The sequence below is a fragment of the Enterococcus sp. AZ009 genome (assembly GCF_050548785.1).
GTDB classification, from domain to species: domain Bacteria; phylum Bacillota; class Bacilli; order Lactobacillales; family Enterococcaceae; genus Enterococcus_D; species Enterococcus_D entomosocium.
On the sequence record NZ_CP172960.1, the window covers coordinates 2,900,225 to 2,915,027 of the forward strand.

The following is a 14,803-nucleotide window of genomic DNA, read 5'->3' on the forward strand; positions in this document are numbered from 1 at the left end:
AAATATTTATTTTAAAGGGTTGCCCCTTTTAAAATCTCATTTGCGCAAGCTTCATCGGTGATGAGCCAGGTTTGTTTTGGTGCATTTTTCATGTATGCATTGACCGCTTTGGCTTTTGATTGTCCGCCAGCGACCGCAAAAATGATTGGGACTTTTTGTAAATCTTTTAATTGAAGTCCGATTCGAGGAACTTTGTAAACGACCTCGCCTGCTTCGTTAAAGAAATACCCAAAGGATTCTGCAACTGCATTTTTTTGTTTCAACATCAGAATTTCTTGTTCTGACATTTTTCTTCGAGCCGCCATATGCAACGCCCGTCCAATACTATGAATAACACAATTTGCTTGACTTATCAAGTTTAAGACATCAACGATGGCGGGTTCTTTCAAGAGAAACTCGTAGGTGTTCATGCTTAATTGTTCTGGTACAAACAAGGAGCGATAATCGCCATTTGTCTGCATTGCCATCACCGAGCTGACAGAGTTTGCTTGCACGTTGACTGATTCTCCGATACCACCACGGGCTGGAACAAACAAGTTATGACGTTTGGCGGTTTCCAAATTACCCAATTCCTCGGCAACTTTCGCCATTGTCGTCCCTCCCATTACTGCGATGGTGTTTTTGCCTTCTGGCAATAAGAGATCCAACGATTCATTCAGCAACTGGCCAAATTCAGCAATAACTTTCGGTTGTCGATCACCATCGCCGCTCGCAATCAAACAACGTTCGATGCCAAAGGTCTCTGATAATCGTTTCTCGATTTGGTGCATTCCGAACAGCTGATCCATCAGTGCACCAATCTTCGTGTACACTTCTTCTCCGTAGGCGGTCAATTGCATGCCGCTTTTTGAAGAGTCGATCAGTTTCAGCTTTTTAAGGATATCTGTTTCCGTCCTCAACACGCGTTCCGTCATTGATAAACTTTCCGAAAGTGTCCGGCGGCCAACGGGCTGCATCCAATAAATATTTCTTAAGATACGGTAACGTTCCTGGAGTACAGCGAGAATATCCGGGGTGATTGCCTCAATCAATTTTAATTCATCGAGCATTTTATATCCTCCCGTTGGACAATTTTCGTCCTACAATGACTTAAAATGACCCATCGATTGCAAAAAAAATTTAAATCTGTTTCCTACACCAATAATAGTAGCACTTATCGCCTTGATACGCAACTATTTCAGTCAACAAAATCTTGCTTTTCATAAAATCGTCATAATTTGAAAAAGAGGAAAGGATCGATAAAAAAAGGAAAGGCTTTGCTGCCTTCCCTACTCATCGTTAATAGTAAGTTTTGCTTTACTCGAATCGTTTCCGCTTGGAAGAACCAGGGATATTCATGGCTTCACGATACTTTGCCACCGTTCGTCTAGAAATATCGATGCCTTGGGCTTTGAGGGCATCTGTCAACTTTTGGTCTGACAATGGTTTGTTTTTATTTTCTTCATTGATCAGTGCTTTTAGCTGCTGTTTGATCGATGCCGTCGTCAGGTCATCACCGCTTTCTTGCGTCGAAACTTTCTGTCCAAAGAATAGTTTTAATTCAAACACCCCAAAGGAGGTCTCCAAGTATTTCCCATTGACTGCCCGGCTGACCGTTGATTCATGAATTCCTAATTCTTCGGCAACTTCTCTTAAAACCAATGGCTTTAATGGTCGATCTGGTTGAGTGAAAAACTCCTTTTGCCGCGCAACGATCTGCACCCCGACACGATAGATGGTATCCCCTCGTTGCAGCAAGGTCTTCTTTAACCACTCGAACTCTTGGGCTTTATTGTCTAAATAACTTAAGACTTCTGGATCACCGCTTTGCTTCAATTGGTCAAAGTACTGCTGCTGAAAGCGAACCTCTGGTAAGGCGCGTTTGTTTGATTTCACGATCGGTTGTCCTTTTTCAACCGTCACTCGCAGGTCAGGAACGATGTAAAGCCCATCGGTCGACCCAAACGCCGCCCCTGGTGTGGGGGTCAATGTTTGAACATAATCAAAGACCTTTTGAATCTCAGTTAATGGAATCTGCAGCGCTTTGCTGATTTTGTCCCACTTGCGCTCTGCCATTTCCGTGAAGAATTCTTCTAAAATGAGATAAGCCATTGGCGGCGCATAGTCATCTCTTTCCGTTTGCAGCATCAAACACTCTCTTAGATCACGAGCACCGACTCCTGCCGGATCCAGTTGCTGGATCAAGGTTAAAGCATCAAGCATTTGGATCGGCGTCCCCCCGACAAGCTTCCCAGCTTCTTCCAAATCAATCGTCAAAAAGCCGTTTAAATCAATGTACTCGACTAAAAATAAAACGATCGTCCGCAAAAAGGTGTCGCGGTAATTTAAATGGACTTGATCAATGAGGTGTTCGAATAAAGACGTGTGCTGATCAGGGATCTGGCTTAAGTAATCCATTATTTGTTCTGACGAGCCGCTGCTCTTGCTTGGTGTGATGGGCGAATCATATTCCCCCAGATCAATCAACGGATTTTCTAATGCCTGGTTATCTATGAAGGACAATAATTCATCTGCAGAAAATTGCAGCACTTGGATCGATTGCTGTAATTTCTGCGTCATAGCAAGCTTTTGCGTCTGTTTTTGTTGTTGTGAAAATTGCTGTTGAAATTTCATCATTCTACCTCTTGTTTTTTTCACTGAAATTGGTTAAACTAATATTTGTGCTTCGCGCCTTTAGTGTAGTGGATATCACGTAAGATTCCGGTTCTTGAGACGGGGGTTCGATTCCCTCAAGGCGCGTTTTTTCTTTTCGTTACAAGTATACTCGATTCAAATCAATAATTCAAAAGCACTTAGGGACCGCTGATGCGGTTCCTTTTTTATTTGTATCTATGTAAGAAGGCGAACTCGTCCTTCAACGATTAAAAGCTGCTTACAGCCATAAGGCGAAAAAAAGAAGAGGATTACTCCTCTTCTTCCTCTTCATCCGCAAAATCATCTTCATCATCGTCATCGATAATGGTTAGATCTTCCTCAATGCTGTCAGGTAATTCTTCTTCATCATCGGTGCTATTGTCGGCGCCGATTTCTTGCAAGTCTGAATTGTATGCCGAGATTTCTTCATCCTCGTCATCATCATCATCAAAGAGATCATCTTCTTCGTCATCTGACAAATCAGTATCCTCAGGATCATCATCGTTATAATCGATTGCATCTTCATCATCGTTGATAAAGGCATTGACTTTTTTACGTTTGCGACGACGTGGTGTATCTTCATCCTCGTCTTCGATGCCATGGTTGACTTCTTCATCGATCGAATCAATGGCGTACCATGAACGTAAGCCCCAACGATTGTCGCCTAAAGAAATAAAACTACCGTCGATATTCAAGTCTGTATAAAACTGCGCCAATGAATCACGAATCTCGCTGTCTGAAGTTTCAAGATAGTTTTGAATTTGGTTGACCAAATCAGAAAAATCCATCACGTCACCGCGCTGCTCTAAAATCGCATGGGCAACTTCAATCATCGACAATTCGTTTTTATTTACACCTTCAAATACATTAATTTCCAAACGGGACACGTCCTTTCACAGTCTACTCCTAATCATACAAAATTACGTCTCAAATTGCAATTTTTTCTTTCAATTTCCCTTTGATTAAGCGGTAAATTCTAAAGACAGTTTGTATTCGCCGACTTTGTCAGCAGCCATGAACAAGTCATAATCGATATCGATCTTTCCCGAGTATGGACGGTCTTTCAAGCTAACGTGCAAGTGATTGGTGAAGGTGTGGAACATCATCAAGCCATACGGGGTTTGATAACTCGTCTCTAAACGTTCCTTATAAGAAAATTTCAAGCGCATGCGCATTTCCCCTGAGCGAATCAATTGAATCAATCCGTCTGGCATAATTTTCATCGTAACAGGAATGTCGGTGCCGTCTGGCTGGATCTCTTTGTAACGGAGATATAAGGTATCACCGATCTTGACTGCTTGTCCTTGCAGATCAAACAGAAAGTTCTCTGTTTCCCCTGCTTGACGTACATTGGTTGTTAAATGAATCGAGATTGGGATTCCTTTTGATAATTCTTGCATGTACGAGTGCCTCCTTTGAAGATTTCAGTTTCATTCTTGCTTTTTTTCATTCGTTTGTCAATCATTTCAGTTGATTCTCCTTGGTCTATTTCTTCATTGAAAATAAAAAACGAAAACAAAAGCAAGTTTTCATTCTTTTCTCCAAGTAATTTTCCAAGAATCGTATATAATAAGGATAACAGGTATTTTAAAGGAGTTTAACCGATTTGACTATCTATGTAATGGATCAAACCTTACCACGTATCCACAATCCTTATGAGCCGTTTGCCTTCACCGATGTTGCCACCGAAGTTGCTGGCAAAAAGGAACAAGTTTATTGTCATTTTTGGCAGTTGTCCGATACGATGATTTTAGGAATGAAAGATACCCGGCTGCCTTTTTTGACAGATGGTCTGCAGGTTTTGAAAGAAGCTGGCTATGCCTCGATCATCCGCAACTCAGGGGGGCTTGGTGTAATTAATGATGCCGGTATTTTGAATGTCTCCCTCATCTTCCCTAAACATTTGGCTGCCACCACAGATGCAGCCTATGAAATGATGACGACATTGCTGCAAACCGCCTTTCCTGAGCGGACAATTTTGGCTTATGAAATTGCTGACTCGTATTGCCCAGGCACCTATGACCTGAGTATTGATGGGAAAAAAATTGCTGGTACAGCACAACGACGAATCAAAGACGGCGTGGCTGTCATGATGTATCTGAGTGTCAACGGCGACCAACCAGCCCGCGGCTCTCTCGTTCGTCGTTTTTACCAAGCAGGTTTGAAAGAGCGCTTTGGTACAGATGGCTATCCAGTCGTCAATCCTGCGAGCATGACCACTTTAGAAGCGGCCCTCGGCCGTAAGTTTACCACACACGAGGTGACTGACCGCTTGCAAAAAGCCCTGCTTTCCTTGATCACAGACCAATCCCTATATCCGCTTGAATCACTGGATCAATGGCTGACAGAAAATAACCTTAGCGAACAAATGCAGCAACGCTTAGCTGGCATGGAGAAGCGAAACCAACCAATAAAGGAGTTTAGCGATGAGCCTACCATATAAATATCAAACCTTAGCGATAGAAAAAGTATTTCGTGATCCTGTTCATAACTATGTCCATGTACAGCACCAAGTGATTTTAGATTTGATCAATTCCAAAGAAGTGCAGCGTTTGCGGCGCATCAAACAGCTGGGAACTGCTTCCTTTACCTTTCACGGAGCAGAACATAGCCGCTTTTCTCACTCCTTGGGCGTTTATGAAATCAGCCGTCGCATTTGCGATATTTTCCAACGCAATTATTCCCTTGAAAAAGTCGGACCAAACGGCTGGGATGATAAAGAGCGTTTAGTGACCTTGTGTGCAGCATTGCTTCATGATGTGGGCCACGGACCATACTCCCACACCTTTGAGCACATTTTCCATACAGACCATGAAGCCATCACAGTGGCGATCATTACTTCTCCTGAAACGGAAGTTCATCAGATATTGAACCGAGTGGAAGCTGGATTTCCTGAGAAAGTCGCAAGTGTTATCACTAAAACTTATCCAAATCCTCAAGTCGTTCAAATGATTTCTAGTCAAATCGATGCTGATCGGATGGACTACTTGCTGCGCGATGCTTATTTTACCGGCACTGAATACGGCACGTTTGATCTGACCCGAATTTTACGAGTGATTCGTCCGTACGAAGGCGGTATTGCTTTTTCTATGAATGGCATGCACGCTGTGGAGGACTACATCGTCAGTCGTTACCAGATGTATGTGCAAGTTTATTTCCATGCGAGTTCTCGAGGGATGGAAGTGATCTTAGCCCATTTGCTGGATCGAGCTGCAGAACTGTATCAAGTGGATTCAGAATTGTTTCAAGGCCATTCGCAGCTGCTTCTCCCATTTTTAAAACAAGAATTCACCTTAGATGAATACTTGAAACTCGACGATGGCGTTCTGAATACCTACTTTACCCAATGGACGGAAGAAAATGATCCGATCCTCAGCGATTTGGCCAAGCGGTTCTTAAATCGTAAACCGTTGAAATCCGCCCGCTTTGACGATGAGACGCAGTTGCCGATGATTGAAGAAATGCAGGGACTGGTGGAAAAAGTCGGCTTCAATCCCCGCTATTATACTGCCATCAATTCAAGCTTCGATCTGCCTTATGATTTTTATCGGCCGACTTCAGGCAAACATCGGACACAAATCGAATTACAGGAAAAAGATGGTTCCCTTGTGGAATTATCCCAAGCCAGTCAGCTAGTTGCAGCTTTAGCGGGACAAACCCAAGGTGACCAACGCTTTTATTTTCCAAAAGAAATGATTGACCCCAACATCCAAAATCACTATGATTTATTTGGAGAGACGTATCAAGAGTTTGCCAAGCACATTCGCAATGGTGCTTTGATCAAACCAAGCCACTAGGAGGAACTTATGAGTATCAAATTGATCGCCATCGATATCGATGGTACCCTGTTGAACAACGACCGCAAGATCACCCCAGCCGTTTACAAGGCATTGAAAGACGCTGAAAAGCAAGGTGTACGCATCGTTTTGTGTACGGGACGCCCTTTAACTGGTGTCCAAGATTTATTAAAGGAACTAGACTTATTTACGGACAATGATTTCGTTATTACTTATAATGGCTCTTTGGTTCAAAAAACCAAAAACCAAGAGATCATCTCTGAATTCGGCTTGTCCCAAGATGACTATCTCTTTGTTGAGATGACTGCGAGAAAATTAGGGGTTCATCTTCATGTAGAAACCGAAGATACCATGTATACCGCTAACCGCGATATCAGTCCTTATACGATTTATGAAGCCTTCTTAGTCAACATGCCATTGAAATATCGGACACCAGAAGAAATGACTGCTGACTTGAATATCATCAAAATGATGATGATCGATGATCCCGAAATACTTGATCAGATCATCCCACAATTGCCGAGCAGTTTGACGGACAATTACAATGTGGTCAAAAGTGCTCCTTACTTCTTGGAAGTTCTAAATAAACAAGCCCATAAAGGGGCTGCTGTCAAAAAATTGGCGGAGCACTTAGGCATCAAACAAGAAGAAGTCATGGCGATCGGCGATAACGAAAATGATTTAACCATGGTGGAATACGCTGGTATCGGTGTGGCGATGGCCAATGCCACTGAAAACGTGAAAAATGCCGCAGATGTCCTAACTGCATCAAACGAAGAAGACGGTGTGGCAGAAGTAATCAACAAGTATGTTTTAGCAAATAACTAAGTGTAAAAGGCAGGTTTCCTTTTTATCGGAAGCCTGCCTTTTTTATTTTGCCAACCATTGTTCAACTGCCCATTTATGGCTGCCGCGTTTCAATCGCTGAATCGCTTCTTCTGGCGTATGCCATGACAACTGATTGGTTTCTTCTGTCGGTTCACAGACTTTTTTCCATTTGGTCATTAAATAGAAATAGCCGGGATGATGGTAAAATGTATCGCGATGGCGTGAATAGAAGTATTCAACTGCCTCCCCTAAATAGGCAGCGATCTCCCCTTCAAATCCAAGTTCTTCTATTAATTCTCGCTGGATCGCTTCTTCTTTGGTCTCATTTGGTTCAATTTCACCGCCTGGTAAAAAATAGGCGCCATTGGGTGCTTGTACCAAGATCACTTCATTTTTTTCATTTGGAAGAACGACATACGCGCCATATCTTGATTTGTATGGTTTCCCCGCTTCTTTTTCCCCGAACACAATTTCCTTTTCTGGCATGATTCCCTCCACCAACACTTTCTTTCCATTTTACCCTATGCCAATAGTCTGGACAAGCTGGAAATAACGCTCTGTTGTCTTTTATTCGTTATAAAATGAGAAAATATGTTATCATACAACTATCAAGATCGAAAGGATGATTTACCCATGAAAATGGCTCACACTTGTGTCCGCGTCAAAGACTTAACGGCTTCTCTAGATTTTTATCAAACTGCCTTTGGTTTTGAAGAATCTCGCCGTCGTGATTTTCCTGAACATCAATTTACTTTGGTTTACTTAACATTGCCTGGAGATGACTACGAGCTAGAGTTGACATATAACTATGACCATCCTGGCTATGAGTTAGGCGACGGCTATGGCCACATCGCCATCAGTACCGATGATCTAGAAGCGCTTCATGAGAAGCACCAAGCTGCCGGATTTGACGTCACTGACTTGAAAGGACTACCAGGGACTTCTCCATCTTACTATTTTGTGAAAGATCCTGATGGTTATAAAATCGAAGTTATTCGCGAAAAATAAAGCGAAGATGCTCGAAAAAAGGACCTCGTGTCCTTTTTTCTTTTCGTTCCATTTACTTATAGAAAGGTTTGATCAAATGAAACCCATTATCGGCATCGCTGCTAATGAACGGCCAATGATTGAAGAAGCAGAACATTGGTTGTCCTATACACCCAAAAATTTTGTCACCCATATCCAACAAGCCCAAGGCATTCCCCTAATATTACCAATGGGTGTCGTGGAAGATGCTGCGACTTACATCAGCAAAATCGATAAACTCTTGTTAGCCGGTGGTCATGATGTCTCCCCTGATCATTATGGCGAAGATCCTCATCCTTTGATTCAAGGCATTCATCCTGATCGTGATGTCTTTGAATTGGCATTGATCAAAGAAGCAGTGGCTCAAAACAAACCCATCTTTGGAATCTGCCGCGGCATGCAGTTACTAAATGTCGCATTTGGTGGGAGTTTGTACCAAGATCTCTCTTTGATCGATCACCCAACGATCAAACACGTGCAATTACCAACGTTCTTTCAATTCCCTACACATCGGGTGGAAATCAAGGCAGACAGTCGTTTGGCTGCTCTTTTAGGCACAACCTATCAAGTCAATTCTTTTCATCACCAAGCAGTCAAAACAGTTGCAGATGATTTCAATGTGACCGCCACCGCTCCTGATGGTGTTGTTGAAGCCATAGAATCCACCGCCTATGGCGCACCGATCTTAGGCATTCAGTGGCATCCTGAGCTAGCCGCTCACAAGCTGCCTTCTGAGCAATCGATCTTCGACTTTTTTGTGCAGGAATTCTAAAGGCCTGCACCTTGTTTTCTAGATTCTAGCCAATAAAAAACGCCCGATCACAAAAAGGATCGGGCGTTTTTTTTATTTCTCATTTTTCATTAACACCAGTGATTGTTTCAACGTTGCCAAGATGCCATTGTCGTTATAGATCAAGACATTTGATTTGTACATTTTTGCAGAAACCAGCATCAGGACGATCGTGGTAACAGCAAGGATCCCTACTGAAATCAACGCTCCGCCAATCCCCACTGTATCATTAGCAAGCCGTACTGGCATAATATACGAGGACAAGAATGGGATATAAGAAGTTACTCGTAAAACAACGTTATGCGGATCCATACCGCCTAGTACGATTCCTAGCATATACCCGCCCAACGAAAGATACGTCACTGGAATAATGGCTTTCGCCGTATCTTCTGCTTTGTTCACTAACGACCCGCAAAGGGCTGACAAGACAGAATAGATCAAGATTCCTAAGAAGACGAAAACGATCGCAAACACGAGGAAAGGACCAAAAATGCCATCTGATGAAAAACTTGCCAATAAGTCTTTTACCATGGAGTTGTCCTTGATCCAGAAATAACTCCCGCCAAAAATCGCAACATACGCAACTAGCTGGGTCGCTGCAACCATGATCACCCCAGTTAATTTGGCGTAGTAATGGGTTTGTGCTCGCGTACTAGACAAAATGACTTCCATAATGCGCGTTCCTTTTTCAGAAGCAATTTCTTGCGCAATGATTTGTGCGTAAGTGATGATAAAGAAAAAGAGAACGATTGTTGCGATGGTACTAACTGCTGCTTGCATCGCGGTATTATCTTCTCCATAGGTCATTTCGCCACCTTCACTGAAGGAAACTTTTTGCCGGTCAAGTGGTGCAACTTCACTAAGAACTGCCACTTGCTCAGCAGTCAAACCAAGCTCGCTAGCTCGAAAGGATGACTGCAAGCCCGTCAATAATTGTTGGATCGTCAGCTCTAAAGCTTGCCCCATCGAGGACTCGCTTAATAATTCCCCTTGCAGCGTATCCCCTGAAGCAGTAATAACTAACAAGGCATCAGCATCTTTGTCAGCCAACTGTTGTTGTCCTTGTTCTTCGCTTTCCACAACTTCAAATTCATAATCATCGCTACTTTGCTCCACAAAGGTCTGCGCAATGGCTGGTTCATTCGCATAAACGACAATTTTATCCACACTGCTCATACCATCGGCAAAGTAACTAATCAGATAAAATCCGCCCATTGCAATGAATGGAACCAATATCATAATCAAAAACGAAATTGATTTGATATTTTTCTTATAAACATCTAATGCGATTACCCAAAACTTATTCATTTGTTTTTCCTGCCTTCCGCTTAAAGATTTCTTCTAACGTTGGCGGTTGTTGATTGAACATAGGGATATAACCATCCGCCGTCGCTAAATCAAATAAGGTTTTTCCTACTGCAGGATCAGCGATCGTAATATCATAGCTGCCGTCTTCTCTGGCAATGACTTCCTCAACACCTGCCACTGCCAAAAGCTGTTCTTTCGTCAAATTAGACTCCAAATAAACTTTCGTTCGTCCAAAGGATTCACGAATTTCATGGACCTTTCCGTTTAAGACAGTTTGACCATCCCTTAGCATAATCAAGTGGTCACAGATTTTTTCTACGTTATCCATATTATGACTGGAGAAGATGACACAAGAGCCATTTTTTTTCAGTTCAATGATCCCGTTTTTCAACAGTTCCGCGTTGACTGGGTCTAAGCCACTAAACGGTTCATCTAGAATCACTAATTTTGGTTCATGGATCAACGTTGAAATTAGCTGAACTTTTTGCTGATTTCCTTTTGATAAAGATTTGACTTTATCAGTTTTCTTGCCTTTGACTTTAAACTTGTCCATCCAATAGTCGATTTTGGGTACGATGTCTTCTTTCTTTTTACCACGTAAACGCGCGAAGTAGATCAATTGATCTTCAATCGTGACTTTTGGATACAAGCCGCGTTCTTCTGGCAGATAGCCAATAAGATTGTATTCTTTTTCACTAATTTTGTGACCATCCCATAATACTTCTCCTTGATCGGCTTTCAAAAAATCCAAGATCAATCGGAATGTCGTCGTTTTTCCTGCTCCGTTTTGACCAATTAATCCCATAATCTGACCATCATTGATGGTAAAAGACAATTGATCGACTGCTGTATAATCCCCAAATGTTTTTACTAGCTGTTTTGCTTCTAACACATGCTCACCTTCCCTGTCTAATAAAATATGTCACTAAAGAAAAAACCGATAATGGCACCAACGATTGCTCCTGCAACCATCAAGATGATAGAGTCGCGGATCACCCGTTGGCGTTTCGCCAGTTTCTCTGGTTCATTGTAATAACTTGCTCGATTTTTGTATAAAAATTTCATCAAAATCGTGGTCAATCCTACCCCTATCGGAATAAATACTAGCCCAGTAATCAATCCTAGCCCAAAGGACCAAAAGGGATTTGTACGAATATTGAAATAACGAATGGAAAAATAAATCACTGCTAAAATTGCTAAACTGACCACTGAAAACAGAATCGATTTTTTCATCAAATAGCGCGTCTCATTATCGATTCGTTCTTGATAGCTTTCTTGATCGCTGAAAATCGCTGGTGTATCCGGAGATGCTTTAAAATAAAAATACCGATCTTTATAATTGCTGATATAGGTCCAGCCCCCAGCTTGATACATCGCTAGGTAATCAACGATCTCAGAAGGATCTCCTTCGAAAAAGTCCACTGCATATTTGGTCGTTTCCGATTTTCCTTTGATAAACTTCAAAAACCCTAACCGATTCATCTTCACAAAATGCCAGCCCATTGACGCTTGTTTTTGTAAACGAACCATTTCCTTTTCCGGATAATAGGCGACTCCAAGAGAAAGAAGATATTTCTTATTGATGCCCATCTTGTTCCCCTCCTAACGCTTCGAAGACCTGTTCTCCGATTTGATAAAATAGTTTGCGTCGCTGAATATCTTTCTCCAGAACCTGTCTTCCTTCTGGTGTAATCTGATAGATTTTTTTTCGATCGACGCTTTCTTCTAAATCGATCCACCCCTTTTTCGTCAGCTTTTTCAAAATCGTATACATCGTCGCGGGGCCAATCTCAAATGTTCCTTGGCTTAGCTCATGGATTTGTTTCATAATGACATACCCATGTTTTGGCTTTAAAAGCGCTAATAAAATCAAATAGGTTGAATCTGTCAATGCCTCATCCATTTGATTCCTCCATCCCACTAACTATATCACTTAATGATATATTATCGAATGATATAGCCAGCGTCAATCTTTTTTTTTGGGAAAATAAAAGCCGTCTCCGTTGACGGAAACGACTTTTGATCATTAATTAGCAATTTTGACAGGCGTATTATAAGGCATGTTATAGTAAAACCATTTGGCATCCGGCACTGCTAATCGAATACAGCCATGAGAAGCCCGAGTGCCTAATTTTCGTCCTTCAACGGAACTAAAAGCATTGGTGGACCAAGCGATACTCGTTGGGATCGTATGGAATAAATAGACCCCATGGTCTTTAAAGGAACGGTAGTAGGCGGCTCCTGAAAAAGCTAAGCCTTTTTCTGCTTGGATGCGAAAATTCCCTAAAGGTGTTGGTGTATTGAAGGCACCGGTCGAGCAAAGCATCGTATAAATCACTTTATTCCCTGATTTGATATAAACCCGCTGTTTGCTGATGGATACTTCAATATTTAAGTTTTGAACGTTTAATGAAGGATATTTTCCTCCAGTAGTATACATCCAAAAGTTACTATTTACATTTGTGGTTTGATTTTCCTTGACCCAACCGATTCGACCGGCTGGCGAAACGAGATACAGGTAGTTGCCATCACTCGTTTTTGCTAGTTTGGTCGCTTGTGCCATATACCCTTTGTAGGCACTCTTTTTCCCAAGTTTCGTACTATTTGGATCAGCTTTTTCAAAGAAATTGCCATCCCCATTCTTGACGACCACGTAGCGGCTAATGTTGCTTTGAGAGGTGATCGTATGGGCATTAGTCACCCCACTTGCATTGATGTAACCCAGCCACTTGTTATTGAGATAAAGTGAATAGTAGGTGGAGCCGTTGAAATGTTGATATTTCCCAGTAACTTGAATATTCTTGTTCATATAATCAGCGCTGCTGCCTTTTTTCTTCGCAAAAGCTAAATCTTGCCATAAGGTATAATTCTTACTTTTTAGGCGGACTGTGCGTTTTTCACTTTGCCAAGTACCGCCTTGATTGTTGGCAACCGTTGCTGCATCGGCATTTAAGTAGCCGATCCATTTTCCGTTAGCATCATAAAGGGACAAGTAGACACCGCCATTGACATGGTTATATCTTCCTTTTGCAAGATAGGTTTTTCCCGCTAATTTCGTTGTAGTATTTTTCTTACTCGACCAGCGAAAATTGCCCCAAATCGTGTAATTTTTCTTGGTCAATGTCACATATTTTCCGTAGGATTGATAGGCACCTTGTGCATCCGTCGTTAACTTAACACCCGAGGCATTGATATAGCCTAGCCATTTATTGTTATTTGTATAAAGGGAATAGTACGTCGACCCATTCAAGTGACGATATTTACCAGTAACTTTGACTGTTTTGCCATTTAAAGCGGCTGTCGTTCCTTTCTTCGCTGTCCAATTAAAATTTTGCCATAGCGTATAATTCCCGCTGATGATCGTGGCATATTTTGATTCAGACTGCCATGCACCACCAGGAGTTGTCGCTAACTTAACACCGGCGGCTTTTATCCAACCGATGAGAACATTTTTATTTGAATACAATGCGTAATAGACTACGTTATTATTCGTCGTGAATACTTCTTTGATTTCAAAGGTTTGACCATTAATGCTTGAAGAGGTGCTCGTTTTTTTATCTAAAAACACATCTTGCCAAAGCGGTTCTTTCGCACTTGTAACGGTTGCATATTTTTTCTCGGTTTTGAAGGTTCCGCTGGCAACTTTCACTGCTGCTTCTGCTACGACACCGACAACCTTTTGATCGTCACGAATTTCAAGATAGGTCCGCTTATCGGCACCTTGATACCGTTTGACACTACGGTATACCTTGCCAGCTAATTCATTGATCGTTCCTTGCTCGATCAATTGATCCTTCTCAAAACGGTAAAGGATGTTTTGCGTTTCAGGATTGGCTGCTGCAACCGGATTGATTTTTACATATTGATTTTTATCTGCAATTGATTCAACATCAATGATCCCTAGGTCTGGTTCTTCAGAAGATTCTTCCGTCGATTGAGTAGATGAGTCTTGGGTGGTCTCGGTCTGACTGGTCTCAGTCGCAGCCGTGCTAGTACTTGACGTTGTTTCTGATGAAGAGGTAGACGTTGATGAAGACTCAGTTGCCGTGCTTGACTCTGTACTCTCTGTACTTGCCTCTTGAGATGATGCTGCGCTCGCTTCTGAAAAACTTTCTGACGTCGTCTCTTGCGCAGCGACAGACGCTGCTGTCGGATCCCCTTCATTTGCTGCATAAACTTGTGTGATCGTTCCTACGATGGGTGCGACCAGTACCCCAACAATCGCAACGCCTTGAAGCAACCCACGTTTCAACTTTTTCATTTTTATTCCCCCTTTAATCCTATTTTGGTATCACTTTCTTACTATATTAACAAGATATTTTTTAGTGCCACTCCCCACTTTAAGTATACCACTGCCTAATAGAAAATTTGAAAAAAACGTCCCCAAAATAAAAAAAGCAATAGCCACTTTCGGCTATTG

15 protein-coding genes and 1 tRNA gene are annotated in these 14,803 nt (G+C 42.0%); 6 read left to right on the plus strand and 10 right to left on the minus strand.

The window, feature by feature from the left end:
* Positions 1–11: 11 nt before the first annotated feature.
* Both IGJ74_RS13730 and rpoN read right to left on the minus strand, forming a co-directional pair.
* Positions 12–1,049 carry a sugar-binding transcriptional regulator gene (locus IGJ74_RS13730; protein WP_005228675.1) on the minus strand — a complete coding sequence of 346 codons (1,038 nt, stop codon included), beginning with the start codon at positions 1,047–1,049 and terminating at the stop codon, positions 12–14.
* 247 nt (positions 1,050–1,296) lie between these two features.
* Positions 1,297–2,616 carry an RNA polymerase factor sigma-54 gene (gene rpoN, locus IGJ74_RS13735; protein WP_176257008.1) on the minus strand — a complete coding sequence of 440 codons (1,320 nt, stop codon included), beginning with the start codon at positions 2,614–2,616 and terminating at the stop codon, positions 1,297–1,299.
* Between the two features lie 51 nt (positions 2,617–2,667).
* On the opposite strand from rpoN, the gene IGJ74_RS13740 reads away from it, so the two are divergent.
* Positions 2,668–2,739 (plus strand) — tRNA-Arg (locus IGJ74_RS13740).
* Between the two features lie 164 nt (positions 2,740–2,903).
* Here the strand turns inward: IGJ74_RS13740 and rpoE are convergent.
* The gene (gene rpoE / locus IGJ74_RS13745; RefSeq protein ID WP_005234347.1) at positions 2,904–3,512 is read right to left on the minus strand and encodes a DNA-directed RNA polymerase subunit delta; all 609 of its coding nucleotides are present in this window, start codon (positions 3,510–3,512) and stop codon (positions 2,904–2,906) included.
* 84 nt (positions 3,513–3,596) lie between these two features.
* Positions 3,597–4,034, minus strand: coding sequence for a DUF1934 domain-containing protein (locus IGJ74_RS13750; RefSeq protein ID WP_005234346.1), 438 nt, complete (start codon positions 4,032–4,034; stop codon positions 3,597–3,599).
* Positions 4,035–4,255: 221 nt separating this feature from the next.
* On the opposite strand from IGJ74_RS13750, the gene IGJ74_RS13755 reads away from it, so the two are divergent.
* Genes IGJ74_RS13755 through yidA form a run of 3 tightly spaced genes read left to right on the plus strand, consistent with a single transcriptional unit; the run spans position 4,256 to position 7,259 of the window.
* Entirely contained in the window at positions 4,256–5,077 is an 822-nt protein-coding gene (locus IGJ74_RS13755; RefSeq protein WP_430608762.1) for a lipoate--protein ligase family protein, read from the plus strand.
* Positions 5,061–6,431: an HD domain-containing protein gene (locus IGJ74_RS13760; protein WP_008380856.1), complete on the plus strand. Its 1,371-nt coding sequence runs from the start codon at positions 5,061–5,063 to the stop codon at positions 6,429–6,431. The genes IGJ74_RS13755 and IGJ74_RS13760 overlap by 17 nt, the downstream gene beginning before the upstream one ends.
* A gap of 9 nt (positions 6,432–6,440) precedes the next feature.
* The gene (gene yidA / locus IGJ74_RS13765; protein ID WP_016619757.1) at positions 6,441–7,259 is read left to right on the plus strand and encodes a sugar-phosphatase; all 819 of its coding nucleotides are present in this window, start codon (positions 6,441–6,443) and stop codon (positions 7,257–7,259) included.
* Between the two features lie 42 nt (positions 7,260–7,301).
* Here the strand turns inward: yidA and IGJ74_RS13770 are convergent, their stop codons facing one another.
* Complete coding sequence (locus tag IGJ74_RS13770; RefSeq protein ID WP_005234342.1) at positions 7,302–7,745, minus strand: NUDIX hydrolase; 444 nt, start codon at positions 7,743–7,745, stop codon at positions 7,302–7,304.
* Positions 7,746–7,892: 147 nt separating this feature from the next.
* Here IGJ74_RS13770 and gloA point away from each other — a divergent pair, with 147 nt between their 5' ends.
* On the plus strand, positions 7,893–8,267 hold the full coding sequence (gene gloA / locus IGJ74_RS13775) for a lactoylglutathione lyase (RefSeq protein WP_005234340.1): 375 nt from the start codon (positions 7,893–7,895) through the stop codon (positions 8,265–8,267).
* 76 nt (positions 8,268–8,343) lie between these two features.
* Positions 8,344–9,057 (plus strand): gamma-glutamyl-gamma-aminobutyrate hydrolase family protein, encoded by a 714-nt coding sequence (locus tag IGJ74_RS13780; protein ID WP_008380852.1) that lies wholly within the window; start codon positions 8,344–8,346, stop codon positions 9,055–9,057.
* A 72-nt stretch (positions 9,058–9,129) separates the two neighbouring features.
* On the opposite strand, the gene IGJ74_RS13785 is transcribed toward IGJ74_RS13780, so the two are convergent.
* The 5 genes from IGJ74_RS13785 to IGJ74_RS13805 all read right to left on the minus strand — a co-directional run bounded on the left by IGJ74_RS13785 (position 9,130) and on the right by IGJ74_RS13805 (position 14,644).
* Complete coding sequence (locus tag IGJ74_RS13785) at positions 9,130–10,383, minus strand: ABC transporter permease (RefSeq protein WP_008380850.1); 1,254 nt, start codon at positions 10,381–10,383, stop codon at positions 9,130–9,132.
* Positions 10,376–11,275: an ABC transporter ATP-binding protein gene (locus IGJ74_RS13790; protein WP_005234329.1), complete on the minus strand. Its 900-nt coding sequence runs from the start codon at positions 11,273–11,275 to the stop codon at positions 10,376–10,378. The genes IGJ74_RS13785 and IGJ74_RS13790 overlap by 8 nt, the downstream gene beginning before the upstream one ends.
* Positions 11,276–11,292: 17 nt before the next feature.
* Positions 11,293–11,973: a DUF2812 domain-containing protein gene (locus tag IGJ74_RS13795; protein ID WP_005234326.1), complete on the minus strand. Its 681-nt coding sequence runs from the start codon at positions 11,971–11,973 to the stop codon at positions 11,293–11,295.
* The gene (locus IGJ74_RS13800) at positions 11,960–12,286 is read right to left on the minus strand and encodes a PadR family transcriptional regulator (RefSeq protein ID WP_005234324.1); all 327 of its coding nucleotides are present in this window, start codon (positions 12,284–12,286) and stop codon (positions 11,960–11,962) included. Before IGJ74_RS13800 ends, IGJ74_RS13795 begins: the two co-directional genes overlap by 14 nt.
* A 123-nt stretch (positions 12,287–12,409) precedes the next feature.
* A complete protein-coding gene (locus IGJ74_RS13805; protein ID WP_087665032.1) occupies positions 12,410–14,644 on the minus strand; it encodes a L,D-transpeptidase in 2,235 nt (744 codons plus the stop codon).
* Positions 14,645–14,803 lie beyond the last annotated feature (159 nt).

Coding starts and splice junctions, on each gene's coding strand:
- IGJ74_RS13730 (WP_005228675.1), bottom strand. CDS start 1,049: ATGCTCGATGAATTAAAATTGATTGAGGCAATCACCCCGGATATTCTC.
- rpoN (WP_176257008.1), bottom strand. CDS start 2,616: ATGATGAAATTTCAACAGCAATTTTCACAACAACAAAAACAGACGCAA.
- IGJ74_RS13750 (WP_005234346.1), bottom strand. CDS start 4,034: ATGCAAGAATTATCAAAAGGAATCCCAATCTCGATTCATTTAACAACC.
- IGJ74_RS13755 (WP_430608762.1), top strand. CDS start 4,256: ATGGATCAAACCTTACCACGTATCCACAATCCTTATGAGCCGTTTGCC.
- IGJ74_RS13760 (WP_008380856.1), top strand. CDS start 5,061: ATGAGCCTACCATATAAATATCAAACCTTAGCGATAGAAAAAGTATTT.
- yidA (WP_016619757.1), top strand. CDS start 6,441: ATGAGTATCAAATTGATCGCCATCGATATCGATGGTACCCTGTTGAAC.
- IGJ74_RS13770 (WP_005234342.1), bottom strand. CDS start 7,745: ATGCCAGAAAAGGAAATTGTGTTCGGGGAAAAAGAAGCGGGGAAACCA.
- gloA (WP_005234340.1), top strand. CDS start 7,893: ATGAAAATGGCTCACACTTGTGTCCGCGTCAAAGACTTAACGGCTTCT.
- IGJ74_RS13780 (WP_008380852.1), top strand. CDS start 8,344: ATGAAACCCATTATCGGCATCGCTGCTAATGAACGGCCAATGATTGAA.
- IGJ74_RS13785 (WP_008380850.1), bottom strand. CDS start 10,383: ATGAATAAGTTTTGGGTAATCGCATTAGATGTTTATAAGAAAAATATC.
- IGJ74_RS13795 (WP_005234326.1), bottom strand. CDS start 11,973: ATGGGCATCAATAAGAAATATCTTCTTTCTCTTGGAGTCGCCTATTAT.
- IGJ74_RS13800 (WP_005234324.1), bottom strand. CDS start 12,286: ATGGATGAGGCATTGACAGATTCAACCTATTTGATTTTATTAGCGCTT.
- IGJ74_RS13805 (WP_087665032.1), bottom strand. CDS start 14,644: ATGAAAAAGTTGAAACGTGGGTTGCTTCAAGGCGTTGCGATTGTTGGG.